Below are 26,118 nucleotides of genomic sequence, written 5' to 3' on the forward strand. Positions count from 1 at the left end.
GCCATTGTGGGCCGCCGTGCAATCACGGATATATGTCCAATTCGGCCTTTTTTTCGTGCTTTACAGCCCATGCCGTGATCGTCAGTCTCCCGCGTCGCGGCGATGCGTCGGGGCACGACCGTCTATCAGCAGGGACTGACATCATGGCGACAAGCATCGGTGAGGCGGGTGGCCGCGCCGTTTCGATCGGGCGAATCTTCAGCCGCGCGTTCGAAACGATGGGCAGCAATCCGGTTACGGTTTTCGGCATCTCCTTGCTGTTTACCGCACTTCCAAGCTTAATCATGAATTATATCGCGCGAGGGCTCGGCTACTCGCAGCAGAATCTCGCCAGCGGCACCATCTCGGTTGCCCTGTTCGCAACCGTCGGAGTCGTGTCGGCGCTGCTTACCGTCATCTTCTCGATGCTCACCCAGGGGGCGCTGGTCCGTGCGACTGCCGCCTATGCCGAAGGTCGCAAGGCGAGCATCGGCGAAGCGGCTCTTACCGGCTTGCGCGCGGCCTTCCCCTTGTTTGTGCTGGGTATATTGCTTGGCCTCGGCCTGTTTCTTGGATTTGCGCTGCTGATCGTCCCGGGCATTATCCTGTATCTGATGTGGGCCGTCGCGGCGCCCGCATTGGTGGAGGAGAAGATCGGCGTGATCGATGCCTTTGGCCGCAGCCGCTACCTCACCAGCGGCGCGCGCTGGAAGATTTTCGGCCTCGGGCTCATCATCATCGTGATCTATCTGATATTCGGCGGGATCAGCAGCACCTTATTGGTCAGCATCTATGGTGTGCAGGGCTTTGCCGACGCGCTGCAGGGCGGACTGCCCCTCGCCTTCCTGCTCGTGAGCCTGGTTCTCACCACCCTCGTCACCGCGATCGTCACGACGATCCAGACCTCGCTCTATATCGAGTTGCGCGACTGGAAGGACGGGCCCGCCACTGAGGCCCTGACCGAAATCTTCGCCTGATACGAAGGTCCCGCCGTCTTGGGGCGGCGGGCCATTTTGCGGATCAGCGCGATGGGACCGGCGGAATCCGGCTCGCCACGACATTGCGTGTCTTCCGGTCGAGCGACCACAGGGTACGCGCTGTCGAACGGTCCCAGGCAATCGCCTGCCCACCGGTCGGCAGCGGGATGGTCGCGACATGCTCCAGCACCGTGCCCGCCTCGGGCAGGCGCATCGCATAAAGCTCCGGCCGGTCGTGCCCGGTGACGTAGAGCAGCCCGTCATCGCCCCATGAGCCGCCCGAACAGCTCATCGGATCGAAGCGCGCCAGCACGCTCTCCGGGAAATGCCACGAAGCGGTCGGTCGGAATTCGGCATCGAGCCTGACGAGCAGGGTCCAGCGATGGTCGTGCCCCGGCTCGCCGCCATGGTCTGCCGGATAATTGGCCAGGCCGGCATACCAGTCCTTCCCACGCCGCTCGATCCAGGTGAGCGAGCCGGGCAGGGGCGGCAAGGCGATGCTGCGGACATGCTTCAGGGTGACCGTGTCGAAGATCTCGACTGCGCTCGACATTGGTACGGCGGGGTAGTTGGAAGCGGCGCAGATGAGCTGAGTGCCGTCCACCACGCACGAATTCATGTGCGGATACAGGGCGCGCGCGCCCTCCCACTGGGCCACACGCTTGCCGGTCTTCTTGTCGTATTTGCCGATGCGGTTGTTGGTCATCGGGTAGAAGAAACGGGCGTCGGCAGCGACGCCCTGCCGCGCTTCCTCGGCGGCCCAGCGGGCGACCGGCTTGGCCGCGGCCAGTTCGGGCACGGCCGCGGGTGCCGGTGCCGCAACCTCCTGCGCGCTACCGGCCGGGGCGATGGCGATTGCCGAAGCGGCGGCGAGCAGGAGGAGCGTGCGCATCAGAACTTCGCCGATACGCCGGCATAGAAGGTCCGGCCATAGCGTTCGTTCTGGATCACCCAGTCGGGGTTGCCGGCCTGATATTGCCGGGTCGCTTCGTCGGTCAGGTTCTGCGCCTCGGCAAAGACCCGGATGCCCTCGAACAGGCCGACGCTCACCTTCGCATCGAGCCGGCGCAGGTCGTCATTATACTGGTCGTTGTACGAAGGGCTGCCGATCGCGAGCAGCGCCTTGCCGGTATTATGATAGGCGACCGAGGCTTCGACCGGACCCTTCTGGTAGAACACCTCCGCGCCGTAGAGATATTTGGACTGGTTCGGGAAGGTCGAGCTGCGCGGGTCGGGCGGGGGAAGGGTCAGAGTCGAACTGGTCAGCGTGCCCGTCAGCTGGACGCCAAGGCCGGAAAGCAGGCCCGGCAGGAAGGTGAACTGCTGCTGATACTGCGCTTCGATGCCGACGATGTCGCCGTCGGTGGCGTTGAACGGCTGAATGAAGGTCAGCTTTGAATAGGCTGTCCCGTTATAGGTCGTGTTGAACAGCGTCGTCGTCTTGGAAAAGATCGGGTTCCTGATGAACTTGGCGAATACGCCGACGCTCAACACGCCGCCTTTCGCGAAATACCATTCGGCCGTCGCATCTAGGTTCTGCGCACGGTACGGTTTAAGGTCGGGGTTGCCGAGCGAGACCTGCGAATTGATCGTGTCGATCGACCCGCCAGGCGAAAGATTGCTGTATTCCGGCCGCCCCAGGCTCGTCGAATAAGCCAGGCGGAACACCGTCTTGCTGCTCGGCTCGATCCGCACCACCAGCGACGGCAGGAAATCGTCATAGCTGTTGCTGCGAGCAGCCGGGCTGATCGCCGTGCCGTTCTGCAACTGGAAGCCGGTGATATCGAGCGCGGTATGCTCGTACCGGATACCCGGCGTCACCGTGACCACCCCGAACTTGAGGTTCGCCATCACATAGCCCGCCGCGACCTTCTCGGTCAGTCGGAAATCGGACAGCGTGTTGTTGGCGAGCGTCGCCGCAGCATCGAGCGGCATGAGGGCGCTGCCCAGATTGGCGTCGGTAAAGGCCTGCAGCGCCGGAATGTTGAAGGTCGGGCCGTTGCTGAAGCACTGGTCGGTGTTCGCGTTGTTCGGATAGACGCATTGGGCAGGGCCGCCCAGATTATACTGGCCGAGCGTCCAGCGGTTCGCGGCGGCCGAGGCGCGTGTCCAGGTGGGATTGTCCTGATCGAAAACACGATCGGTCGCGCGATATTTCGCGCCGGCCTTCAGGAAGCTGCCCTCGCCGAGATTGTCCAGCTGATAGGTGGCGTCGAACCGGCCCTGCCAGATCTTTTCGGTGTTGAGCTGATGCTGTTTGGTGAACTGGCGGAATTGCATCTGGTTCGCGGTGCACTCCGTATCCGGCTTGGCCGAATAGATCTTGTCGCTGAAATCGAAGGTCACGCGGCCCGGGTTGCAGCGGAACTGCCAGATCGGGAATTTATCGAGCGTCTCGTTGCGGCTGTACGCCCCCTCATAATCGAGCTTCAGTGCGCCGAGATCGGTCGAGCCGCCGACCATGCCTGTGGCCAGCCATTTCGCCTTGTAGTCGAGCCGCAGATCCTCGCGACGTTCCGGCGCGATGCACGCGATCGGCTTGCCGCATAGCGGATCAGTGTCGGTCACATAACCGGTCAGGCCGTCCGGATTGAGGTGGATGTTCGGTGCCTTGATGGTCGGACTTGTATCCGTGACGCCCAGCGCCCCTGCGGTTGCGAAATCGAGCCGATAGCGCGGGCGAACCTCGTCCTCGATGAACTTCGAATAGACCCCGCGGATGTAGAAGGTCTGGTGGTCGTTCGGGTGCCAGTCGAACGCGCCCGTCCCGCCGATCCGGCGCCGGTCGAGCGAATATTCGGTATATTTGATATTGTCGGGCAGGCCGCCCCGCGCGGCGCCGGCGACCGGCTTCCAGTTGTCGGGGTAGAAGCCTTCGCTGACGAAGTCGCGGTCGGAATAGCTGGCGCCGAGCACCAGGCCGAACTGCTCGTCGGCGCCGAACCGGGTTGCGATGCTCAGGTCGGCCTGCACCGGTACCTTGTGGTTGAGTTCCTGGTATCCGGCCTTCGCGCTGCCCGCGATCGTGAACCTGTCCTTGAAGTCGAATGCCGTCTGCGTGACCAGGTTGATCGTGCCGCCGATGCCCTGGCCGTCCATATCGGCGGTCTTGACCTTCGCCACCTCGACCCGGTTGAGCAACTGGCCGGAGATGATGTCGAGCGGCAGCGACCGGGTCGTCCCGTCGGGGTTGCCGACTTCGATCCCGTTCAGCGTGTAGTTATTGAGGTTGGACGGCACGCCGCGGATCGAGACATAGCGCCCCTCACCCTGGTCATAGGTGACGCCAACGCCGGGAAGATGCTCCACCACCTCGGATACATTGCGGTCGGGCAGGCGGCCGATCTCGTCGGCGCTGGCGATATCGGTCACGCCGATCGCGTCGCGCTTCAGCTCGATCGCGCGCTGCAGGCTGCCACGCTGGCCGGTGACGACGATGTCCTCCGATGCCGCGCCGTCATCGACCGGCGGCGTGCTCTGGGCCTGTGCGGCGGCGGCGACACAGATGGCGGCGATCGAGGCGCCCAGCCGGGCGACAATGCGAATGCGGTTCATGATTTTCCCCTAAGGCGCTCTTCGGCGACACGGCGTTACCACCGCTTTGGCGGCAATCTTCGTGCCGCCGCCCTTAAGGGTTTCCGTTACCGCACCATGACCGAATAGCGGCATTTCCGTTACGAAAACGGTTTTTTTGCCTCAGGGGTATGGGGCGATTGGCCGCGACTGTCCGGTTCTGCATCCGCGCGGCGCCATCGCCCGTATCTTGCCTCGTCACCAGAAGTGGAGAGGACCATGCCCAGGCGGACCATAGGCGCGGAACTTCAGCACCTGTTCGCCCAGCGCGATCAGGGCAGGCTGGGCGAGACCGAGTTCCAGCGTCGCAAGGCGCATCTGTTGCAGATCAGCGCCTGCTGCCTGCCGGCGATGGCGCCGGACCCGGTTGGAACCGCGGCAAGGGTTGCGGCGGTCGCCGGCGCCACCGCGCTTCTCGTCCTCGCCGCTATCGGTATGGCCAGATAGAGCAGGCGCCGTTGAGCGTCGCTCGCCTTCGGCCGGCCAAGCTCAGGGCGGACGAGGTGAATCAACCCGACCTGAAAGGCTCCAGCCGGTGCCCATAGCTGGTGTTACCGGCAATGGCCCGTCGCGCATTCCCACGCTAAGCTCGCACCCATGAAACAACCCGAAACGGCGCCGCCCCGCGCAACCTATATCGCCCGGCTCACGCTGGCCGGGCTGCTCGCGCTGCTCGGCCTGTGGATCGCCTGGACCTTCCTGCCCTCTCTTGCCTGGGCAGTGGTGATCGCGGTGGCGATCGATCCGCTGCACATGCGGCTGCGCGCGCGGTGGCCCGGCCCCGGCGGGCGTACCTGGACGGCCGCTGCCATCACGCTGCTGGTCGCGCTCGTCGTGCTGGTGCCGGTCGCGGCCGGCATCGCCCAGGCGGCGCGGGAGGCGCATGACGTCTCGGTCTGGATCACGCAGGCGCAGGCGAACGGCCTGCCGCTGCCCGACTGGGTGGCCAAGGTTCCGGTCGGACGCGAGATGTTGATCAACTGGTGGCAGGTGAACCTCGCCACGCCCGAGGGCGCCGTACACCAGTTCCATCAATTGCAGGCGGTCGCCGATACGCGCCTGATCGGCAGCAACGTGCTTCACCGGCTGGTCGTCTTCGCTTTCACCCTGCTGACCCTGTTCTTCCTGCTGCGCGACCGCGACATGATCATCGCCCAGATGCGCCGCGCCGGGGATCGCCTGTTCGGCCCGACCGGGGAGCGCGTCGGCGTTCAGGCGCTTCGCTCGATCCGCGGGACGATAGACGGTCTGGTGCTTGTCGGCATCGGTGAGGGCGCGGTGATGACGATCGTCTATATCGTGCTGGGCGTGCCGCATCCGCTGCTGCTCGGGGCGGTGACGGCGGTGGCGGCGATGATCCCGTTCGGTGCGGCGCTTGTCTTCGCGATCGCGGGCGCGCTGCTGATCGGGCTCGGCTCGGTCGCCGGCGCGGTGGCGGTGATGGTGATCGGCCTGGTCGTGGTCGGCATCGCCGATCATTTCGTCCGTCCGGTATTGATCGGCGGCGCGACCCGGCTGCCTTTCCTCTGGGTGCTGATCGGCATCCTTGGCGGCGTCGAGACGCTTGGCCTGCTCGGCCTGTTCATCGGCCCTGCGACCATGGCGGTGCTGGTGATGCTGTGGCGCGAATTCCTGGAGGTGCCGGATCAGGCCGAGGGGAATGAGCCGGCATGACGCGCCGGACTTTCCGCGCTACGCTCAATAAGCGACATATATATGGGTAGTCTGTTTGGCAGACCCGCTCAGGGATCTGCTGAATATCTCGCCGCGCACCGGGTGCTTATCCGTGCCCACTTTTCCGGCAAATTCAAAATAATGCACCAGATCGACGCTCTTTCCGCCGATCCCGAAGGACTTGAAAGCTGCTTTAAGCGCGTCCGAATAGGGTAGCGCGTTACGCGGTCCTTCCAGTACCAGAGCGCATAAATTCGGGTAGCGTGACTTGCCGTTGAAACTGGCGACCACGAAACGAGCGTTCTGCCCGTCGATCTTGCCTGACCATTGGCGCGCGTTGGATATATTGTTGAACGAGTAGTTGCGCTCGATCGCCCTGGAGATGCTCATCTGGGCGATGTCCACCGTAACGGTCTTATCCTCCTGCCAACTGCTGTCCGAAGTCAAAGCCGACAAACGCGCTGAGGGTTCAACGCCTGGTACGAGGCAGATGCGTTCGAACGTCGAGACGGCCGAGGGATATTCGCGATCATTCGTATCCTGGGCCGGTGCGGGAGTGGCGAAGCCCGTCAGGATCATTGCGGAAAGAGCGAAAATCGACAGGCCGGCAGCTGATTTCGCCATTCTATGTCGTGTCATGATCCGGCCCCCGCCCATATGATACAGATAAATGGTATATCTGCCATCCGACGGAAGAGCCAGCCACGCAGGACCCGCCGAATCCGCTCGATCGATCCAGATCGATGCTTGCGTCTGTTCTCAATACACCCCGCCCACGGCCTGCACCGTCGCCACCGCGATCTGCAGCCGATTGGTGCGCACGTCCAGCAGCGAGCGCTGCGCGTCGAGCGCGGCGGTCTGGGCAGTCACGACCTCGAGATAATCGGACGCGCCGTCACGGTAGCGGATCAGGGCGAGGTCGCGGGTGCGCTCGGCGGCGGTCGTTGCCGCCTGCTGGTCGGTTTCCTGGGTCGCCAGATAGCGCGCGCGGGCAAGGTCGTCCTCCACTTCGCGGAAAGCGGTCAGCACGGTCGAGCGATAGCCGGCGTCAGCCTCGTCATATTGCGCGCGGCTGATCTTCACCCGCGCGCGGCGGGCGCCGCCGTCGAAGATCGAGAGCGCCGCCGATAGCGGGCCGAGCGCCCAAAAGGCGTTGGGCGCGCTGAAGATGCTGCTGTCCCCCGCCTCGAATCCGCCGCCGCCTCCCAGCGTGAGCGACGGATATTGCGCGGCCCGCGCTACGCCGATCCGGGCATTCGCGGCGGCGATCCGCTCGGCCGAGGCGATCACGTCCGGGCGCCGCTGGAGCAGGTCGGACGGCACCCCGACCGGGATTACCGGCGGGGCAAGCTGGGCCTCCGACACCGGCAGCGAGAAGCTCGACGGGGATTCGCCCACCAGGATCGCGACGGCATGTTCCAGCGCGGCACGGTCGGCCGCGACCGAGGACAGTTCGGCCTTGGCGCTCGACAGGATCGCGGAGGCGCGGCTGACGTCGATGCCCGAGGCGATGCCGCCCGAATGACGCGTATCGGTCAGGTCATAGGCGCGCTGGAATGCCTCGACCGTCTGCTTCAGCAAAGTGATGCGTGCGTCCAGCCCACGCATCCGGACATAATTGTCGGCCAGCGCCGCCTGCAGGCCGAGCCTGACGGCGGCCAGATCCTGCGCGCTGGCGCGGGCATCGGCCGCACTTGCCCTGATCGAATTGCGCACCCGGCCGAACAGGTCGATCTCATAGGCGAGCGAGGCGCCGATCCGCAGGTCGGTGGCGGTCGCCGGCTTGCCCGGGCCGAAGGGCCGGCCGGCGGAAACCCGCGAGCGCCCGGCGTCCGCACCCGCATCGACGCTCGGCAAGGCTTGCGCGCCGGTTTCGCGCAACGCTGCCCTGGCTTGGTCGTAGCGTGCGACCGCAGCGGCCAGGTCGGGGTTCGCCGCCTCGATCCGCGCCTCGAGATCGTTGAGCGTCGGGTCGGCGAAGAGCGTCCACCATGCGCCCGTCTCGGGCGGCTTGGCGGCGATCGGCTGCCACGGTCCGAGTTCCTTGTACGCGGCCGCGGCCGGGCTTGGCGGAAGCGTCTCCGGCGGCGCGAGCGAACAGGCGGAAAGGCTGGTGGCGAGCATGGCGGCGATAAAGCCCCTCCCTTTCAGCGAAGGATCTGGTTTTGTGATGTCAGCTCGCCGCACGGGTCGCCCCCGGCTTGGCCGTGCGCACCGCGTCGCCGGTCTGGAGCGAGTCCGGCGGGTTGTCGATCACCCGGTCGTTGGCGGTCAGGCCGGCGCTGATCTCGACAGTGTCGCCATTGTCGCGGCCGATGGTGACGGTCTTGAGCAGCGCCTTGCCGTCGGGCCCGATCACCGCGACCTGGGTGCCGTTGGCGCCGATGATCATGGCGCTCGGCGGCAGGCGGACGCCGGCGCCCGGGCTGCCGGCGCCGAGCGGCAGCTTGACCTGGGCATAGGCGCCCGGCTTCAGCGCCTTGTCGCCATTGGCCGCCTGGAATTCCATCAGCACCGTGCCCGATTGCGGGTCGACCGCGCCCGCGCTGCGCACGAGCTGGATGTCGAAATCGCGGCCCGGATATTCCGGCACGGTGAGCGAGGCGTGAAGACCCGGATGGAACGCGCCCGAATAGGGCTGCGGCACACGGACATAGACCCGCATCTTCCCGATATCGGCGACGGTGAACAGGGGCGTCGAGGCGGCGGTGCCGGCGGTGACGAGCGCGCCGATCTGGGTCGATCGGCTGGTCACCACGCCGGAAAAGGGCGCGACCAGCCGGGTGAAACCCTGCAACGCGCCGAGCCGGCGGACATCGGCGTTCGCCGCATTGGCGATGGCCGTCTTGGCGGCGAGATCGCCGAGCTTCTCGTCGGTCTCCTGCTTCGACACGGCGTCCTTGGACAGCAGGTTGTTCCAGCGCGCCGCGGTCGATTGCGCCAGCGCGCGATTGGCCTGGGCGGTCTGAAGGTCGGCGCGCGCCGCGGCGACCTGCTGATCAACCTCCGGCGCGTCGAGCACGGCGAGCACCTGGCCGGCATGGACGGGGTCGCCGATATCGACGAACCATTGGCGGATATAGCCGGTGGTGCGGGCGTAGATGGCGGCGCTGTTATAGGCCTGGACGCTGCCGGGCAGGGTCAGCGCATCGGCCTTTTCCGCCGGGGTGGCGCGGATCACGGTGACGACGGGCGTCGCCTGCGCATCGGTCCAGGTCGTCAGGCTGCTCTCGGCGCGCATCCGGCTGAAGATGCCGAATGCGACGACCGCCAGCGCAACCGCCACCGCGATGATGGCGAAGATCCGCAACCTGGTCTTGGGGGGTGCCTCCACGGTGTCGGTACGGACGTCAGGCATGCGATTCCTCCAGCGTGGCGCCGGCGGCGGCACGCTTGTGTGACTTTTGCGCGTCGCGGCGATGGGCGATGCTGAAGATGACGGGCACGAACATCAGGGTAGCGATCGTCGCGACGATCAGCCCGCCGATCACCGCGCGGCCCAGCGGTGCGTTCTGCTCGCCGCCTTCGCCCAGGCCCAGTGCCATCGGCAGCATGCCGATGATCATGGCCAGCGCGGTCATCAGCACCGGGCGGAAGCGGGTCATGCCGGCTTCCATCGCCGCCCGCACCGCTTCGCCATGCTCGGCCAGCCTTTCACGGGCGAAGCTGACGACCAGGATCGAGTTCGCGGTGGCCACGCCCATGCACATGATCGCACCGGTCAGGGCGGGGACCGACAGGGTGGTGCCCGTGATGAACAGCATCCAGATGATACCGGCGATCGCGCCGGGCAGGGCGGTGATGATGACGAACGGGTCGAGCCAGCTCTGGAAGTTCACCACGATCAGCAGATAGATCAGCAGGATCGCGCCGATCAGGCCGAAGAACAGGCCGGAAAAGGCGGTGTTCATCGTCTGATACTGGCCGCGCAGCGTGACGGTAACGCCCTTGGGCGCCTGCGCCTTCATCTCCTTCAGCACGCGGTTGATATCGCCTGCCACCGCGCCGAGGTCACGGCCATTGGGTGTCGCGAAGATGTCGATCGACGGCGCGATATTGTAATGGGAGACGACCGCCGCCGCATTGCCGCGCGAGAGGGTCGCGATGCCGCCCAGCACCTGCGATCCGCCATGGCCGGCGCCCGTGATCGGGATGTTCTGCAGGTCGCTCAACGAACCGATCTGATATTCCGGCGTCTGTGCGACGACCGAATAGGACACGCCGTTTTCCGGGTTGAGATAGAAGACCGGCGATGTCTGGCCCGATCCGGCGAGCGCGCCGGCCAGCCCGTTGGTCACGTCCCGCTCGGTCAGGCCGAACTGGCTGATCCGGCTGCGATCGACCGCGACGCGCATCTCGGGATAGCGCGCGCTCTGCTGGATGCGGGCATCGGCCACGCCGGGGATCGCCTGGAGCCGGCGCAGGATGCTGCGCGCATAGGCGTAATTGGCCGCCTGGTTGCGCCCACCCGCGATCTGCACGTCGATCGGTGCCGGCGCACCGAAGTTCAGGATCTGGCTGGTGATGTCGGCGGGCAGGAAGGAGAAGGTCGTGCCGGGGAACGCCTTGGGCAACGCCTCGCGCAGCTTGCGGACATAATCGGCGGTCGGCGCATGATCCTTGGAAAGCTGGATCAGGATGTCGCCGTCCTGCGGGCCGATCGTGCCAGAGTTATTGTAGATCACGTTGATGCCGCTGAACGGCACGCCGATATTGTCGACGATCGACACCAGCTCTTCGGCCGGGATGATCTGGCGGACCCGGCGCTGGATCCGGTCGAACTGAGCCGATGTCTGCTCGATGCGCGACCCGACGGGCGCGCGGACGTGCATGGTGATCTGCCCCGCATCGACCGCGGGGAAGAAATTCTGCCCGAGGAACGGCACCAGCAGGAACGAGAGCCCGACGACCACGAGAAAACCGATCACGAAGCGCCGGCTCGACCCGAGCGCGCGTTCGAGCAGGCTGCCATATCCGGTACGGAACCGCTCGAATCTCGCCTCGAACCCGCGCTGGAACCGGACCAGCGGGTTGCGGGAACCGGGCGCGCCCGCCTCGTGGAGATGGCCCGGTGCGTGCGGCTTCAGCAGGAACATCGCCATGGTCGGCACCAGGGTGCGTGACAGGATGAAGGACGCGATCATCGCGAACACCACCGCGAGCGCAAGCGGCACGAACAGGAAACCGGCAACGCCCGGCAGGAAGAACATCGGCACGAACACGATGCAGATGCACAGCAGCGAGACGAAGGCCGGCGTCACGATCTGCGCCGCACCGTCCAGGATCGCGGGAACGACGCCCTTGCCCTGTTCCAGATGCCAGTTGATGTTCTCGATCGTCACCGTCGCATCGTCGACCAGGATGCCGACCGCGAGGCTCAGGCCGCCCAGCGTCATGATGTTGAGCGTCTGACCCGTCACGGCGAGGGCGATCAGCGCGGCCAGGATGGCGAGCGGGATCGAGATGGCGATGATGACGGTCGACCGCCACGATCCCAGGAACAGCAGGATCATCAGGCTGGTCAGCGCTGCGGCGATGGCGCCTTCCTTGATCACGCCGTTGATCGCTGCCTTCACGAACAGCGACTGGTCGCCGATCGGCACGACCTTCAGCGCGTCGGGCAGGGTCGTCTGAATGCCCGGCAGCGCATCCTTGATGCCCTGCACGATCGCGAGCGTAGAGGTCGCGCCGTTCTTCAGGATCGTCATCAGGACCGATCTCGATCCGTCGACATGGACGACGTTGGTCTGCGGCGCGGTGCCGTCGCGCACATGGGCGACGTCGCGCATATAGATGGTGCCGCCATCGACCACCTTGACCGGCAGCGCGTTCAGCTCGTCGATCGTCCCCGGCGCGTTGTTCAGGCGGACGGTGTACTGGAAATCGCCGATCTTCACAAAGCCGGCCGGGTTGATCTGGTTCTGCGCGGCGATGGCGTTGGTCACGTCCTGCGCCGACAGCCCCTTCGACTGAAGCGCCTGCGGGTCGAGATCGACCTGGATCTGGCGCGAGCGCCCGCCGGACGGATAGGGAATGGCGGCGCCCGGAATGGTGACGAGCGAGGGGCGGATGCTGTTCTGCGCAAGATCGAACATGCGCCCTTCGGACAGGCCTTTGCCCGACAGCGCGAGCTGGAGGATCGGCACGGTCGACGCATTATAGTTCAGGATCAGCGGCGGCGTGGTGCCGGTCGGCATCTGGCGTACCGCCGTCTGCGACACCGACGTCACCTGCGCGGTGGCGGTGCGGATGTCGACGCCGGGCTGGAAATAGATCTTCACGATGCCGATGCCCGGCAGCGACTGGCTCTCGATATGGTCGATATCGTTGACCGTGGTGGTCAGGATCCGCTCATACGGCGTGATGATCCGGCCTGCCATGTCCTCGGGCGAGAGGCCCGCATAGTTCCAGGCGGTCGCGATCACCGGCACGCGGATTTCGGGGAAGATGTCGACCGGCGTGCGCGCCGCCGACAGGACGCCGACGATCGCGATCAGGATCGCCATTACAATGAAGGTCAGCGGCCGCGTCAGCGCGACCTTGACGATACCGATCATTTGGGTCCGATCATGGCGGATCTCCGTGCCCTGGGGAGGGGCAGCAACTGAGTTTGTTGGCGGCCGAATGGGCTTTTGCTGCACCTGCGTCCAATATGATTTGACCCCGGATCAAGACGTGAGACATATCGATCATGGAGCTCCGCCACCTGCGCTACTTCGTCGCCGTCGCCGATGAATTGCATTTCGGCCGTGCCGCACAACGGCTCGGTGTCTCGCAACCCCCGCTCAGCCAGCAGATCCGCGCGCTCGAGGACCTGCTCGGGGTGCGCCTGTTCGATCGCAGCAGCCGCCGGGTCGCGCTGACCGAGGCGGGGCGGGTCTTCCTCGACCAGGCCCGCGCGACTCTCGCCCAGGCGGAGCATGCGGTCGATGTGGCGAAACGGGCGGCGCGTGGCGACTTCGGCAAGCTCACCCTCGGCTTCAACCCGTCGGCGCCGTTTGTGCCCGCCGTTGCCCGCGCGATCTTCGATTTCAGCCAGCGTCATCCCGACGTGCGGATCGAACTACTCGAACTGTCGCCGGGCGCTCAGGTCGCGGCGCTGGTCGGCGGCGACATCGACATCAGCTTCATGCGCAGCCCGACCCCGCCCATGGTCCCGCCCGGAATCGTCGTGACGCGGGTGCTCGAGGAACGGCTCTTCATCGCGATGCGGTCGGAGCATCATCTTGCCCGCAAGGCGAGCCTGTCCTTCCAGGATCTGCACGGCGAGCCGATGATCTTCTATTCGCGCGAACAGAAGGGTAGTTTCGCCAGCAGCTTCCTCGACATGCTGCACGAGGCCGGGGTCGAGCCGGTCTTGGCGCAGGACGTGCGCGAGATATCCACCCTGTTTGGTCTGGTCGTGGCGGGCCTAGGCATCGCGGTGCTGGCCGAATCGCTTCGTGCCCTCCAGCCGGCGGGTCTCACCTACCGTGCGCTTCGGGGGAAGAAGGCGATCTCCTCGCTCTGGATTCTGAGCTCGCGCAATGCGGGAGGGGCGGCGGCGCGGCAGTTCCTCGCCATCCTCGAATCCCATGGCGAGCCGCCGGTCGCGGCCGGCTGACGGGCGCAACGTTACCCTATCGTAGGATTTCCACCCTATCCGCACTGGCTGAGGAGCTTGCGGACGCGCGTGATTCAGGAGGAGATCAAGGGCCCGGCGGCGGGAAACCGCGTGGGAATCGAGGCAGTGAGCGGGTTTCCCGCGCTGCTCGACGATCTTGCCGATCGCGCGGTCGGCGCGCGGGCCTTTCTGCGTTCCGCCTGGTACGCAAGCGACGACGCGGAGGGCACGACCCTCATCGCGCGCCGCGCCGACGACAGCGTGATCGCCGCCATCCCGACGATAGCGGTCGGCCCGAGCCTGCTCGGCGCGCGGACGGTGCCGGGCAGCTATTGGCCGTTCCGGTCGATCCTGATCGACAGGAGCGCGACGCAGGCCGAGCTTGCCGAGGCTTTCAGGCATCCGACGACCCGGTCGGCCCTGACGCCGATATGGCGGGTCGGGCCGGTCTATGAGGAAGATCCGGCGACCCTGCTGCTCAAGTGTGCCGTTGCACGCGCCGGCTGGACGGTATTGTCGCGAAGCATCGGGCGGACATTCCTGTTCGATCTCCCGGCCTCGGCCGACGATGGCGGATGGCCACGCAAGTCGACGCGCCGGCGGCTGGCCAATTACGAAAAGCAGCTTGGGCTTACCGGGCCGGTCTCGTTCCGATTCGTCACCGGCGCCGACTGGGACGAAGCTGCCTTTGCCGCGATGGGGTCGATCGAGTGGAACAGTTGGGTGGCGAAATCCACCGACTGCACCGGCACCAAATTCCTGACCCAGGAACAGCGCGGCCGCTGGCGGCTCGCGCTGCGCGACCCGAAGATCGCCGAAGCGCTGTCGGCCACGATCATGTTCGTCGGCAACAGGCCGGCAGCCTTCTCGTTCGATCTTCAGGTCGGGCAGACGCAATATGGCATTGCCAGCAGCTATGACGACCGCTTCGCCGCGGGGCGGCCGGGGCGGATCGTCACCTGGCGGCAGCTCGAATGGGCGCGGGAACGCGGCGTCAGGACGGTCGATCTTGGCGCTGGCGACAGCGGCTACAAGCAGGACATGGGCGCGGTCGAGGGGTCTGAGATCCTCGACCTGCTGATCTTGCGCAGCCGCACTGCGGCGAAGGTGCTCCGCCTGAAATGGGGCGAGGAATCGGCGGTCGGGCGCGATGCCTTTCTGCCCGCATCGGACATCCGCCACGCGGCGGTGCTGACCCGGCTCGAACCGTGGCTCACGGCAGGCGTGCTCGCCGCCGCCACCGCCATGGCGCTCGCCGAATAATGACGCAGGACGTGATCGAGCCCTCCCGCCCGGGCGACCTGCTCCAGCGCGTGAAGCTGGCGATCCTCTGGCGATCGGGCAGCCAGATCGTCGCCCAGGCGATCGCCTGGGGATCGACCTTCATGGTCATCCGCCTGCTAGATCCGACCGATTATGGTCTGTTCGCCATGACCCAGGTGGTGCTCGCCTTTCTCAACCTTATGAACGGCTATGGCATCGCCAATGCGCTGATCAGGGCGGAGAGCGTATCGCGGCGCGAACTGCGCCAGGTGTTCGGCATGTTGCTGCTGCTGAACCTCGGCCTCGGCCTCGCCCAGTTCGCGGCGGCGCCGTGGATCGCCGACTATTACCGCCACGCCGAGGTCGCCGACCTGCTGCGCGTCCAGGCGCTGCTCTATATACCGACGCCGTTCATGGCGCTGCCCTATGCGATCCTCAGCCGGCGCATGGATTTCAAGCGGCCGGCGCAGGTGCGGCTGGCGGCGTCGATCTCGGGCGCCGCTACCGCGCTTGGCTGCGCAATGGCGGGCATGGGCGTGTGGACGCTGGTCGCGGCGCCGATGGCGCTTTTCTATGTCGAGGCGATCGGCATGACCTGGGCCGCGCGCTCGCTCATGTGGCCCAGCTTCGACTTTCGCGGGTCGGGCGCGCTGTTCCGCTATGGCGGTGCGCTGATGCTCGCCTATTTCTTCTGGTTCCTGCAGAGTCAGGCCGATGTGATGATCGGAGGCCGCGTGCTCGATCCGCATGTGCTCGGCATCTATACGACGGCGCTGTTCCTGACCCAGATCCTCGCCACCAAATTCGTGCCGCCGCTGAACGAAGTCGCCTTCGCCGCCTATTCCCGCATCCAGGGCCAGCACGAGGTGATGCGCGATGCGTTCCTGAAGACGGTGCGGCTCATCATGCTGGTGGCGATGCCCGCCTATATGGGGCTGGCGGTGACGGCCGGGCCGCTGGTCGAAACCATGCTCGGCGAGAAATGGGCCGAGACGGTGGCGGTCGTGCCGATCCTCGCGCTCGCCATGCCGCTGCTCACCCTTCAAATCCTGTTCGCACCCGCGACCAATGCGATCGGGCGCCCCGGCATCTCGCTGCGCACTTCGATCGCGGGCGGAATCATGCTGCCCTCGGCCTTCCTGATCGGCGTACAATGGGGGATCGAGGGGCTCGCCTGGAGCTGGCTCGGCGGCATGGCGCTGGTAACCGGTTTCACCGCGGTCCAGTCGCTCCCCGCGATCGGCGCCGACCTGCGCGGCCTTGCTCTGGCGGTGCTGCCGGGAGCATTGCCGTCGGTAGCGATGGCCGGCGTGGTGATGCTGGCGGACGGCGCGCTACCCGTCCTGCCGGCACCCGCGAAACTGGCAGTGCTGATTGCGGTCGGCGCCGCGGCTTATGCCGGGCTGCTGGCGCTGTTCGCCCGCGGCGTGGTGAGCGACGCCTGGGCGCTGGTGCGCCAGGGGCCGGCACCAGCCTGAGCAGAGCACGAGCGCGCCATATTTTGGTCAGTCACCGAACCGGTGTCATCGCTGCTTTACAACCCCAACACACCTGTTAGCTTCCTGCGCCGACCGGAGGGATTCATGCTCAAGATCGAAAAGCTCACCCATGTCTATGGAAACGGCACGCGGGCGCTGGACGGCGTCGACCTGACAATACCGCCGGGCATGTTCGGGCTGCTTGGTCCCAACGGCGCGGGCAAGTCCACCCTCATGCGCACGGTCGCGACCCTGCAGACGCCGACGTCCGGCGCGATCGATTTCGACGGGATCGACGTCATCGCCGAGCCGGAGAAGCTGCGCCGCGTGCTCGGCTATCTGCCGCAGGATTTCGGCGTCTATCCGCGAGTCTCGGCCTATGACATGCTCGATCACATGGCGGTGCTGAAGGGCATTGCCGGCCGCGGCGAGCGCAAGGCGACGGTCGAGGGGCTGCTCAACCAGGTCAATCTCTGGGGCGTGCGCAAAAAGGCACTGGCCGGTTTCTCCGGCGGCATGCGTCAGCGGTTCGGCATCGCCCAGGCGCTGATCGGCCAGCCCAAGCTGATCATCGTCGACGAGCCTACCGCCGGCCTCGACCCGGAGGAGCGCAACCGCTTCCTCAACCTGCTCGGCGAGATCGGCGACACTGTCGTGGTGATCCTGTCGACCCATATCGTCGAGGACGTGGCCGATCTCTGCCCGCGCATGGCGGTGCTGGCCGGCGGGCGGATCCTGCTCGAGGGGGCGCCGCTGGATCTGATCGCGCAGACCCGGGGCCATATCTGGGAAAAGACGATCGGCCGCGACGAGCTGGAAAGCTATCGGGAGCGGCACCGCGTCATCTCGACCCGCCTGTTCGCGGGCAACACCGTCATCCATGTGCTGGCCGATGCGGCACCGGGCGCCGGCTTCCACCCCGTGTCCGGCGGCCTCGAGGACGTCTATTTCTCGACGCTCGACGCGTCGCGTCGCGCGGCCTGAGCGGGGCGCCCGGCATGTTCGGCGGCGTCTTCGGCTTCGAGCTTCGCTACCAGATGCGCAACCCGGTCTTCTGGGTTGCGGTGGTCGTCTTTTTCCTGCTGTCCTTCGGGGCGACGACGGTCGACCAGATCCAGATCGGGTCGGGCGGCAACGTCCACAAGAACGCGCCTTACGCGATCGCGCAGGTCGTGCTGATCATGTCGGTCTTCTACATGTTCGTCTCGACCGCCTTCGTCGCCAATGTGATCGTGCGCGACGACGAAACAGGCTTCGGCCCGATCGTGCGCGCCACGCGCATCACCCGGGTCGCCTATCTGCTCGGCCGCTATTCCGGCGCCTATGTCGCCGCCGCGATCGGTTTCCTTGCCGTGCTGGCCGGCATCTGGATCGGTACCTTCATGCCCTGGGTCGACGGCGAAACGCTCGGCCCGAACAGCTTCTCCTATTATGCCGTGCCGTTCCTGTTGATCGGCCTGCCGAACCTGCTGCTGACCTCGGCGCTGTTCTTCACGCTGGCGACGGCGACGCGGTCGATGATGGCGACCTATCTCGGCGTCATCGGCTTCCTGATCCTGTGGACGGTCGCCAACGTCGTGCTCGATCGCAACCCCGCCTATGAACTGGCCGGCGCCTATGGGGAGCCGTTCGGCGTCGGCGCTTTCTCCTATGCGACCAAATATTGGACCGCGGCGGATCGCAACACGCTCGTTCCGCCGATCGACGGCATGTTCCTGTGGAACCGCGCCGTCGTCGTCGCGATCGGCCTCGGCGCACTTGCGCTTGCCACCGCGACCTTTCGCTTCGGCACCAAACCGTCAAAGGCCAGCCGGCGCGCGCTGAAACTTCAGCAACAGATCGAGGCGCCGGCGCCGGCCGGCCCGATCGGCCCGCTGCCCGTGCCGAGCTACGGCCCGGCGACCGCGCTGGCACAGCTGCGCGCACGCACCCGGCTCGAACTCGGCCAGGTGTTCAAGAGCCCGGCCTTCTTCGTGCTGATGGCGCTCGGCCTGTTCAATGCTGCCGCGGCGACGATCGATATCGGCGAGGTGTTCGGCACGCCGGTCCTGCCCGTGACGCGGGTGGTGATCGGCCTGCTCGAAGGATCGTTCAGCATCATCCCGGTGATCATCGCGATCTATTATGCCGGCGAACTCGTCTGGCGTGAGCGCGAACGCAAGATCCACGAGATCATCGACGCGTCGGCGATTCCGGACTGGGCCTATGTCGTACCCAAGGCGGTCGCCGTCGTGCTGGTGATGTTTTCGACCCTGATGGTCAGCGTGCTTGCCGGCCTCGTCGCACAGGTGCTGCACGGCTACACCGATTTCGAACTCGGCAAATATCTGCTCTGGTACGTCCTGCCCGACACGGTCAACTTCACGCTGATCGCGATCCTCGCCGTGTTCATCCAGGCGCTCAGCCCGAACAAATATCTCGGCTGGGGCCTGATGGTGTTCTATTTCATCATCGTCCGGGTCACGCTGCGCAATCTCGGTCTCGGCGACGCGCTTTACAATTACGGCCAGTTCCCGGGCGTGCCGCTGTCGGACATGAACGGGCAGGGGCGCTTCTGGATCGGTGCCTGGTGGCTCCGGCTCTATTGGTCGGCCTTTGCGGTGCTGCTGCTGGTGCTTGCCCATGCGCTGTGGCGACGCGGCACGGAGACCCGGTTGCTACACCGGCTCAGGCGCCTGCCGCGCCGGCTATCCGGTTCGGCCGGGCTGGTCGGCGGCGCTGCCCTGGCCATATTCATCGCGAGCGGGGTGTACATCTTCATCAACACCCATGTGTGGAACGAGTACAGCACGCCCGTTTCCGAAGACGCCTTCATGGCCGACTATGAAAAGGCGCTGCTGCCCTATCAGAAGCTGCCCCAGCCCTCGGTGACGGCCGCCCGCGTCTCGGTCGACCTGCGCCCGAACGAGCCAGGCCTGTCGGCCAGCGGCACGCTCACGCTCGTCAACAAGACGCCGGGGCCGATCCGCGACCTGCATGTCAGGCTCGATGACAGGACGACCAGGCTGACAGCCCTTTCCATCCCGGGTGCCACATTGGCGCGCGATTATCCGAAATATCAGTACCGCATCTACCGGCTCGCCGCACCGCTCGCACCCGGCGCGACGATGAGCATCGGTTTCCGCAGCGAACGGACCCAGCGCGGGTTCCGCAACAGCGGCAACGACACGCGGGTCGTGCAGAACGGCACCTTCGTCAATAATTTCGAATTCGTGCCGTCGATCGGCATCGACCAGAACGGCATGCTGCAGGATCGGGTCAAGCGCCGCAAATACGGCCTTCCGCCGGAGCTTCGTCCGGCCAAGCTGGAGGACATGGCGGCGACGCGTTTCAGCCAGATTCGCACCGACTGGATCAGGACCGACATCACCGTCACCACTGATGCCGGCCAGACGCCGATCGCGCCGGGCTACAAGATCAGCGATACGAGTGTGAACGGCAGGCGCACCGCGCGCTTCGTCGTCGATGCGCCGATCCAGAATTTCTATTCGGTCCAGTCGGCGCACTATGTCGAGAAGCATCTGATGCACAACGGCGTCGACCTGTCGGTCTATTATGACGCACGCCACGGCCGGAACGTTGACCGGATGCTCGCTGCCTTCGCGCACGGGCTGGACTATTATCAGCCGAATTTCGGTCCCTATCAGTTCCGCCAGGCGCGCATCATCGAGTTCCCGGCTTATGCGCGGTTCGCCCAGGCCTTTGCCGGCACCATGCCCTATTCGGAAGGCATCGGTTTCATCGCCGACCTCTCCGATCCGGACAAGATCGACTATGTCACCTATGTGACCGCGCATGAGCTCGCCCATCAATATTGGGCGCACCAGGCGATCGGCGCCGACATGCAGGGCGCGACCATGCTTACCGAGACGCTGGCGCAATATTCGGCGCTGATGGTGATGGAGAAGCTGTACGGCCGCGACCAGATCCGCCGCTTCCTGAAGTTCGAGCTGGAGAGCTACCTGCGCGCGCGGGGCGGCGAGGTGATCGAGGAACTGCCGCTCTACCGGGTCGAGAACCAGCAATATATCCATTACAGCAAGGGGTCGCTGGTCATGTACCGGCTGAAGGACGCGCTGGGCGAGGCGCGGGTCAATGCGGCGCTGAGGCGCCATCTTGAGCGCTTCCGCTTCAAGGGCGCGCCCTATCCCCGCTCGCTCGACCTGATCGCCGAATTTCGCAAGGGCGCCAGCCCCGAGGAGCAGGCGCTGATCACCGACCTGTTCGAACGCATCTCGCTCTATGACATCAAGACCAAGGGGGCGGTGGTGAAGAAGCTGCCCGATGGCCGGTACGAGACGACCCTGACGGTCGAGGCGCACAAGCTCTATGCCGATGGTAAGGGCAAGGAAACCGAGGCGCCAATGGCCGAGCAGGCCGAGTTCGGCCTGTTCACGGCGATGCCCGGCCGCGGAGCGTTCGCGAAGAAGGATGTGCTGCTGCTGCAGCGCCTGCCGCTCAGGACCGGCACCCAGGTGGTGAAGCTGGTGACGGCGAAGAAACCGGGCTTTGCCGGCGCCGATCCGTACAACATCCGCATCGATCGCAATTCCGAGGACAATGTCATCGCGACGACCGGGTGACGCTGGGAAAGGCGGCCGGACCGGTCACGATTGCAGTAAAAGCAATCGCTTCGGGAAATTACGCACTTGCAGCAAATCGTGCTGCGGTGCACAAGGATCGGGCCTTTCAGGCATCCTCTCCTAAAACTTTTTCGGGTCGGCCCTTCGGGACTGGCCCGTTTTTTTGTCCGCGAGAGGCGAGGGGGGCGCGACAGCATCGCGCTCGGCCTTCGGTCGGGCGATCCGGTTCATGAAGGTGCGATAATCCCCTCCCGCAAGCGGGAGGGGAGAAGTCGTTCAAGGCGTGGCCGGGTCGCGTCGCACCGGTGCCGGCGCATCCTGCCAGCCGCCGCCGAGCGCCTTGAACAGGCTAATCTGCGCGTCGGCCACCGCAGCGTCTGACTGCGCCAGCGCGGCGCGGGCATCGGCGCGGTCGCGTTCGGCCTCGATCAGCAGCAGGAAGCTGTCGGCGCCATAGTCGAACCGCAGCTTGGAAAGCCGCGCCGCCTCGGTGCTCGCCTGCGCCGCGCGGGCAAGCGCCGCGTTGCGGTCGAGCGCACCGGCATAGCGCGCGAGGGCCTGTTCGACTTCCTTCAGCGCGGTCAGCACCATCCCGTCGAACCGGGCGAGCGATGCGTCGCTGCCTGCCTCCGCCTGGCGCACGCGCGCCCGCGCGGTCGTCATGTTGGGGAAGTTCCAGGTGATCAACGGGCCGAGCGACCATGACAGGCCGGCCGGCTTGAAGATGTCCCCCGGCTTGCGCGCGCCGATGCCGATCGACCCGAGCAGCTGAATCGACGGATAGAGATCGGCCGTCGCGACGCCGACCCGAGCGGTGTCGGCAGCCAGGGTGCGCTCCGCGGCACGAACATCGGGGCGCCGGGCGAGCAGCGCCGCACCGTCACCGACCGGTACGGTCACGGTCACGCGCGGCGGGGTGGTGCATTTGTCGGCATCGGCATCGATCGCCTCCGGCGCCTCGCCGGTTAGCGTGGCCAGCGCGTAGAGCGACGCGCGACGTTCGGCCTCGAAGGTCGGGATCGACGCCTGGGTATTGGCGAGCAGCACATCGGCACGCTGGACATCGCGCTGCGTGCCGCGCCCGGCCTCGAACAGGGTTTTGGTCAGGTCGAGCGTCTGCTGCTGGAGCGTGACCGTCTCGAGCGCGACGGTGCGCTGCGCCGCATTCGAACAGGCCTGGGCATAGGCCCGCGCCGTCTCCGCCGCGACCGAGACACGCGCCGCATCGAGCTGCGCCGATGCTGCCTCGGTATCGCCGCGCGCCGCCTCGATCGCGCGGGTCACGCCGCCGAACAGGTCGATTTCGTAGGACGCGTCGAAGCCGGCCGAATAGAAATCGGTTTCGAACGACTTACCGGTAGGGCTCTGCACCGCCGGGGTGCGGCTCCGGGTCGCCTGGGCAGTAACCTGCGTGCTCGGCAAGCGGGCGCCGCGCTGCTCGGACAGGACTGCCCGGGCACGGGCGAGGTTGGCCGCGGCGGTGCGGATATCGGTGTTATGCGCCAGCGCGTCGGTGACGAGACGGTCGAGCACCGGATCGCTGTAGAGCTGCCACCAGTGATCGGGCAGCGGCGTCGCGGCGACGCTGCTCGTCTTCGCGGTTTCGGAAAAACCGCCTGCGGACGCACTGGGGGTAGCGGGTGGCTTGAAGTTCGGCCCGACGGTGCAGGCGGAAAGCGCGAGGGGAAGCAGGGCAATCCCCCACCACCCGTTCGGGCTGAGCTTGTCGAAGCCCTGCCCTTCACCTCCCGCGAAGAAAGAACGGCCCTTCGACAAGCTCAGGGCGAACGGAGAGAAAGGAAGCCTCATGCCGGCTCTCCGGCAGGCTCGGCCGGCGTCTCCGCATGCTTCTTGCGCGGGATCTTGCGGGACACCCAATCGCCGAACTTGCGGCTGATCACATAGAAGCTCGGCGTGAACAACAGGCCGAAGGTCGTCACGCCGATCATGCCGAAGAACACTGCGACGCCCAGCGCCTGGCGCATCTCGGCGCCCGGGCCCGAGCCGATCACCAGCGGCAGCACGCCTAGGATGAACGCGATGGACGTCATCACGATCGGGCGCAGGCGCTGCTCGGCGGCGTGCTCGGCGGCGGCGTGCATCTCCATGCCGGCTTCCTCGTTCTGGCGCGCGAACTCGACGATCAGGATCGCGTTCTTCGCGGCAAGGCCGATCAGCACGACAAGGCCGATCTGGGTGAGGATGTTGTTGTCCCCACCCATCAGGTTCACGCCAAGGATCGCGGCGAGCAGGCACATCGGCACGATCAGGATGACGGCGAGCGGCAGCACCAGGCTTTCGTAATTCGCCGCGAGCAGCAGGAACACGAACAGCACGGCAAGCCCGAACACCAGCCCGGCGGTGTTGCCCGCTGCCTGTTGCTGGAAGGCAAGCTCGGTCCATTCGAAGCGCATGCCCTTGGGCAGCGTTTCCTCGGCCAGCTTCGCCATGGTCGTCAACGACTGGCCGGAGGAGAAGCCGCGCACGGTATCCCCCTGGAATTCGGCCGACGGATAGAGGTTGTAGCGCACCACCCGGTACGGTCCGCTGTCGTTCTTCAGCGTCATCACCGCATCGAGCGGCACCATCTGCCCGGCGGCAGAGCGGGTGCGCAGGTGGCCGACGTCCGATATCTGGTCGCGATAGGGTGCATCGGCCTGGGCGGTCACGCGATAGGTGCGGCCAAGGAAGTTGAAGTCGTTGATATAGGTCGAGCCGAGATAGGTGCCGAGCGTCGAGAACACATTCTCCACCGGCACGCCGAGCTGCTCGGCCCGCTCGCGATCGATATCGGCGAACAGGCGCGGCGTGCGCGTGTTGAAGGTGGTGAAGGCGCTGGTGATGCCCGGCGTCTGGTTCGCCTTCATCATCATCTGGAAGGCAGCGCCCTCAAGTGCCTTGAGGCCAAGGTTCGTGCGATCCTCGATCAACATCTTCCAGCCGCCGCCGGTGCCGATTCCACGCACCGGCGGGGGCGGCACGACCAGGATGTTGCCGCCATTGATTGCGCCGAATTCCTTGCGCAACTCGTTGGCGACGACGTCCGCGCTCGCGCGATCGGCATGCGGCTTCAGCGGGATGAACACGGCGCCGGCATTGGGTGCAGTGGAGAAGGTCGCACCGTCGAGGCCGGCAAAGGCTACGGTCGCCTCGCTCGCCTTGTTGGCCAGCGCGATCTTCGTCACCCGGCTCATGATCTCGGTCGTGCGCTGGAGCGAGGCGCCCGGCGGCAACTGGATGACGCCGATCAGATAGCCCTGGTCCTGCGCCGGAATGAAGCCGGTCGGCGTTGCGGTGAAGCGCCAGCCGGCCAGGCCGATCAGGCAGGCATAGACGATGCCCACCAGCGCGAGCGCGCGCACGGCCCGCGCGGTATATTTACCGAAGCGCCGGCCAAGTCCCTCGAAGCCGCGGTTGAAGCCGCGGGCGAACCGGCCAGGCCAGCCGAATATGCCGCGGCGTGGTTCCGTCTCATGCTTGGGCCGCAGCACGATTGCCGCCAGCGCCGGCGACAGCGTCAGCGAGACGAAGGCGGAGATGACCGCGGCGGACACGATGGTCAGCGCGAACTGCTTGTAGAAGGCGCCCGAGATGCCCGGGATGAAGCTGGTCGGGATAAACACGCCGCACAGCACCAGGGCGATCGCGATCAGCGCGCCGGACACCTCGTCCATCGTCTCATGCGCTGCCGCGCGGGGGTCGAGGCCCTTCTCCTCCATCAGCCGCTCGATATTCTCGACCACGACGATCGCGTCGTCGACGACGATGCCGACCGCGAGCACCATGCCGAACAGCGACAGGTTGTTGAGGCTGAAGCCGAACGCGGCCAGCATCGCCAGCGATCCGACCAGCGAGACCGGCACTGCGATCAGCGGGATGATCGTCGCGCGCCAGCTTTGCAGGAACAGCAGCACGACCAGCGCGACCAGGATGATCGCCTCGAACAGCGTGTGGTACACCGCCTCGATCGACGCCTGGATATATTCGGTCGGGTTATAGGGGATGCTGTACGCCATCCCCGGCGGGAAGCTCTTCGCCGCTTCGGCGATGTCGGCCCTGACCGCATCGGCCGTCGTCAGCGCGTTCGATCCCGGCAGCTGGGTGATGGCCAGGCCGATCATCGGCTTGCCCGACAGGAAGGCGTTGATGCCGTAATCCTGCGCGCCGATCTCGACGCGCGCCACGTCGCGCAGACGCGTCAGCCTGCCCTGGTCGTCGCGCTTGACGATGATCTCGCCGAACTGTTCAGGATTGGTAAGCCGCCCCTTGGTCTGGATGCCGAGCTGGAACGCGGTGCCCCCCTGGTTGAACGGCGGCGCGCCGACCGATCCGACCGCGACCTGGGCGTTCTGCGCGCGGATTGCCGTGACGATCTCGTCGACCGTCAGGTTGCGGGAGGAAGCACGGTCGGGATCGATCCAGACGCGCATGTTATAGTCGCGACCGCCGAACGCACGCACGCCGCCCACGCCGGGGATACGCGCCATGCGATCGATGATCTGGGTGGTCGCATAGTTGGAGACATATTGTTGCGGCAGCGACCCATCGGGCGAGGTGAGCGCGATGACCATCAGGATGTCGGGTGAGTTCTTCAGAACGGTCACGCCGATCTGGCGGACCTCCTCCGGCAGGCGCGGCTCGGCGGTGGAGACACGATTCTGCACCAGCACCTGCGCCTGGTCGACATTCACGCCCTGCTTGAAGGTGACGGTGATCTGCAGCGATCCGTCGCCGGTGGCCGACGAGGACATGTAGAGCATGTTCTCGACGCCGTTGATCGATTCCTCCAACGGCGCGGCAACCGTCTCGGCCAGCGTCTCGGCGGTGGCGCCGGGATAACTGGCGGTGACGACCACCGTCGGCGGCGCGATCTCCGGATATTGCGCGACGGGCAGGCCGGGATAGGCGACCAGCCCGAACACGACGATCAGGATCGACATGACGGCCGCGAAGATCGGCCGTTCGATGAAGAAATGGGGGAATTTCAC

The 26,118-nt window shown here is 65.9% G+C and carries 16 protein-coding genes; 8 read left to right on the forward strand and 8 right to left on the reverse strand.

What is annotated here, in order from left to right; translation table 11 throughout:
• Positions 1-143 precede the first annotated feature (143 nt).
• Positions 144-956: a DUF7847 domain-containing protein gene (locus AC1DT7_RS05125; protein ID WP_478034701.1), complete on the forward strand. Its 813-nt coding sequence runs from the start codon at positions 144-146 to the stop codon at positions 954-956.
• A gap of 43 nt (positions 957-999) precedes the next feature.
• Here the strand turns inward: AC1DT7_RS05125 and AC1DT7_RS05130 are convergent, their stop codons facing one another.
• Positions 1,000-1,848, reverse strand: coding sequence for a hypothetical protein (locus AC1DT7_RS05130; RefSeq protein ID WP_478034702.1), 849 nt, complete (start codon positions 1,846-1,848; stop codon positions 1,000-1,002).
• Positions 1,848-4,511: a TonB-dependent receptor gene (locus tag AC1DT7_RS05135; RefSeq protein ID WP_478034703.1), complete on the reverse strand. Its 2,664-nt coding sequence runs from the start codon at positions 4,509-4,511 to the stop codon at positions 1,848-1,850. Before AC1DT7_RS05135 ends, AC1DT7_RS05130 begins: the two co-directional genes overlap by 1 nt.
• A 237-nt stretch (positions 4,512-4,748) precedes the next feature.
• Between AC1DT7_RS05135 and AC1DT7_RS05140 the strand changes: the two genes are divergently transcribed.
• Together AC1DT7_RS05140 and AC1DT7_RS05145 are read left to right on the forward strand one after the other, a co-directional pair.
• Positions 4,749-4,976 carry a hypothetical protein gene (locus AC1DT7_RS05140; RefSeq protein WP_478034704.1) on the forward strand — a complete coding sequence of 76 codons (228 nt, stop codon included), beginning with the start codon at positions 4,749-4,751 and terminating at the stop codon, positions 4,974-4,976.
• A gap of 150 nt (positions 4,977-5,126) precedes the next feature.
• Positions 5,127-6,203 carry an AI-2E family transporter gene (locus AC1DT7_RS05145; RefSeq protein ID WP_478034705.1) on the forward strand — a complete coding sequence of 359 codons (1,077 nt, stop codon included), beginning with the start codon at positions 5,127-5,129 and terminating at the stop codon, positions 6,201-6,203.
• Between the two features lie 24 nt (positions 6,204-6,227).
• Here AC1DT7_RS05145 and AC1DT7_RS05150 read toward each other — a convergent pair whose 3' ends face one another.
• From AC1DT7_RS05150 to AC1DT7_RS05165, 4 genes are all read right to left on the reverse strand, one after another.
• Entirely contained in the window at positions 6,228-6,827 is a 600-nt protein-coding gene (locus tag AC1DT7_RS05150; protein WP_478034706.1) for a hypothetical protein, read from the reverse strand.
• A 135-nt stretch (positions 6,828-6,962) separates the two neighbouring features.
• A complete protein-coding gene (locus AC1DT7_RS05155; RefSeq protein ID WP_478034707.1) occupies positions 6,963-8,327 on the reverse strand; it encodes an efflux transporter outer membrane subunit in 1,365 nt (454 codons plus the stop codon).
• Between the two features lie 49 nt (positions 8,328-8,376).
• Positions 8,377-9,561, reverse strand: coding sequence for an efflux RND transporter periplasmic adaptor subunit (locus tag AC1DT7_RS05160; protein WP_478034708.1), 1,185 nt, complete (start codon positions 9,559-9,561; stop codon positions 8,377-8,379).
• Positions 9,554-12,760 (reverse strand): efflux RND transporter permease subunit, encoded by a 3,207-nt coding sequence (locus AC1DT7_RS05165; protein ID WP_478034710.1) that lies wholly within the window; start codon positions 12,758-12,760, stop codon positions 9,554-9,556. Before AC1DT7_RS05165 ends, AC1DT7_RS05160 begins: the two co-directional genes overlap by 8 nt.
• 134 nt (positions 12,761-12,894) lie before the next feature.
• Between AC1DT7_RS05165 and AC1DT7_RS05170 the strand changes: the two genes are divergently transcribed.
• The 5 genes from AC1DT7_RS05170 to AC1DT7_RS05190 all read left to right on the forward strand — a co-directional run bounded on the left by AC1DT7_RS05170 (position 12,895) and on the right by AC1DT7_RS05190 (position 21,130).
• Positions 12,895-13,806, forward strand: coding sequence for a LysR substrate-binding domain-containing protein (locus AC1DT7_RS05170; protein ID WP_478034711.1), 912 nt, complete (start codon positions 12,895-12,897; stop codon positions 13,804-13,806).
• A gap of 126 nt (positions 13,807-13,932) precedes the next feature.
• Complete coding sequence (locus AC1DT7_RS05175; protein ID WP_478034712.1) at positions 13,933-15,069, forward strand: GNAT family N-acetyltransferase; 1,137 nt, start codon at positions 13,933-13,935, stop codon at positions 15,067-15,069.
• The gene (locus tag AC1DT7_RS05180) at positions 15,069-16,547 is read left to right on the forward strand and encodes a lipopolysaccharide biosynthesis protein (protein WP_478034713.1); all 1,479 of its coding nucleotides are present in this window, start codon (positions 15,069-15,071) and stop codon (positions 16,545-16,547) included. The genes AC1DT7_RS05175 and AC1DT7_RS05180 overlap by 1 nt, the downstream gene beginning before the upstream one ends.
• A gap of 105 nt (positions 16,548-16,652) precedes the next feature.
• Positions 16,653-17,531 carry an ABC transporter ATP-binding protein gene (locus tag AC1DT7_RS05185; protein WP_478034714.1) on the forward strand — a complete coding sequence of 293 codons (879 nt, stop codon included), beginning with the start codon at positions 16,653-16,655 and terminating at the stop codon, positions 17,529-17,531.
• Between the two features lie 14 nt (positions 17,532-17,545).
• A complete protein-coding gene (locus AC1DT7_RS05190; protein WP_478034715.1) occupies positions 17,546-21,130 on the forward strand; it encodes an ABC transporter permease/M1 family aminopeptidase in 3,585 nt (1,194 codons plus the stop codon).
• Between the two features lie 276 nt (positions 21,131-21,406).
• Here AC1DT7_RS05190 and AC1DT7_RS05195 read toward each other — a convergent pair whose 3' ends face one another.
• Both AC1DT7_RS05195 and AC1DT7_RS05200 read right to left on the reverse strand, forming a co-directional pair.
• On the reverse strand, positions 21,407-22,939 hold the full coding sequence (locus tag AC1DT7_RS05195; protein WP_478034717.1) for an efflux transporter outer membrane subunit: 1,533 nt from the start codon (positions 22,937-22,939) through the stop codon (positions 21,407-21,409).
• Entirely contained in the window at positions 22,936-26,118 is a 3,183-nt protein-coding gene (locus AC1DT7_RS05200) for an efflux RND transporter permease subunit (RefSeq protein WP_478034718.1), read from the reverse strand. The genes AC1DT7_RS05195 and AC1DT7_RS05200 overlap by 4 nt, the downstream gene beginning before the upstream one ends.

The organism is Sphingomonas sp. P3_C6, from assembly GCF_056402595.1.

What these genes read in the sequence shown, in the direction of transcription:
- AC1DT7_RS05170 (WP_478034711.1), top strand. Translation starts at nt 12,895, where the DNA reads ATGGAGCTCCGCCACCTGCGCTACTTCGTCGCCGTCGCCGATGAATTG.
- AC1DT7_RS05155 (WP_478034707.1), bottom strand. Translation starts at nt 8,327, where the DNA reads ATGCTCGCCACCAGCCTTTCCGCCTGTTCGCTCGCGCCGCCGGAGACG.
- AC1DT7_RS05150 (WP_478034706.1), bottom strand. Translation starts at nt 6,827, where the DNA reads ATGGCGAAATCAGCTGCCGGCCTGTCGATTTTCGCTCTTTCCGCAATG.
- AC1DT7_RS05190 (WP_478034715.1), top strand. Translation starts at nt 17,546, where the DNA reads ATGTTCGGCGGCGTCTTCGGCTTCGAGCTTCGCTACCAGATGCGCAAC.
- AC1DT7_RS05140 (WP_478034704.1), top strand. Translation starts at nt 4,749, where the DNA reads ATGCCCAGGCGGACCATAGGCGCGGAACTTCAGCACCTGTTCGCCCAG.
- AC1DT7_RS05195 (WP_478034717.1), bottom strand. Translation starts at nt 22,939, where the DNA reads ATGAGGCTTCCTTTCTCTCCGTTCGCCCTGAGCTTGTCGAAGGGCCGT.
- AC1DT7_RS05185 (WP_478034714.1), top strand. Translation starts at nt 16,653, where the DNA reads ATGCTCAAGATCGAAAAGCTCACCCATGTCTATGGAAACGGCACGCGG.
- AC1DT7_RS05165 (WP_478034710.1), bottom strand. Translation starts at nt 12,760, where the DNA reads ATGATCGGTATCGTCAAGGTCGCGCTGACGCGGCCGCTGACCTTCATT.
- AC1DT7_RS05145 (WP_478034705.1), top strand. Translation starts at nt 5,127, where the DNA reads ATGAAACAACCCGAAACGGCGCCGCCCCGCGCAACCTATATCGCCCGG.
- AC1DT7_RS05160 (WP_478034708.1), bottom strand. Translation starts at nt 9,561, where the DNA reads ATGCCTGACGTCCGTACCGACACCGTGGAGGCACCCCCCAAGACCAGG.
- AC1DT7_RS05125 (WP_478034701.1), top strand. Translation starts at nt 144, where the DNA reads ATGGCGACAAGCATCGGTGAGGCGGGTGGCCGCGCCGTTTCGATCGGG.
- AC1DT7_RS05135 (WP_478034703.1), bottom strand. Translation starts at nt 4,511, where the DNA reads ATGAACCGCATTCGCATTGTCGCCCGGCTGGGCGCCTCGATCGCCGCC.
- AC1DT7_RS05180 (WP_478034713.1), top strand. Translation starts at nt 15,069, where the DNA reads ATGACGCAGGACGTGATCGAGCCCTCCCGCCCGGGCGACCTGCTCCAG.
- AC1DT7_RS05130 (WP_478034702.1), bottom strand. Translation starts at nt 1,848, where the DNA reads ATGCGCACGCTCCTCCTGCTCGCCGCCGCTTCGGCAATCGCCATCGCC.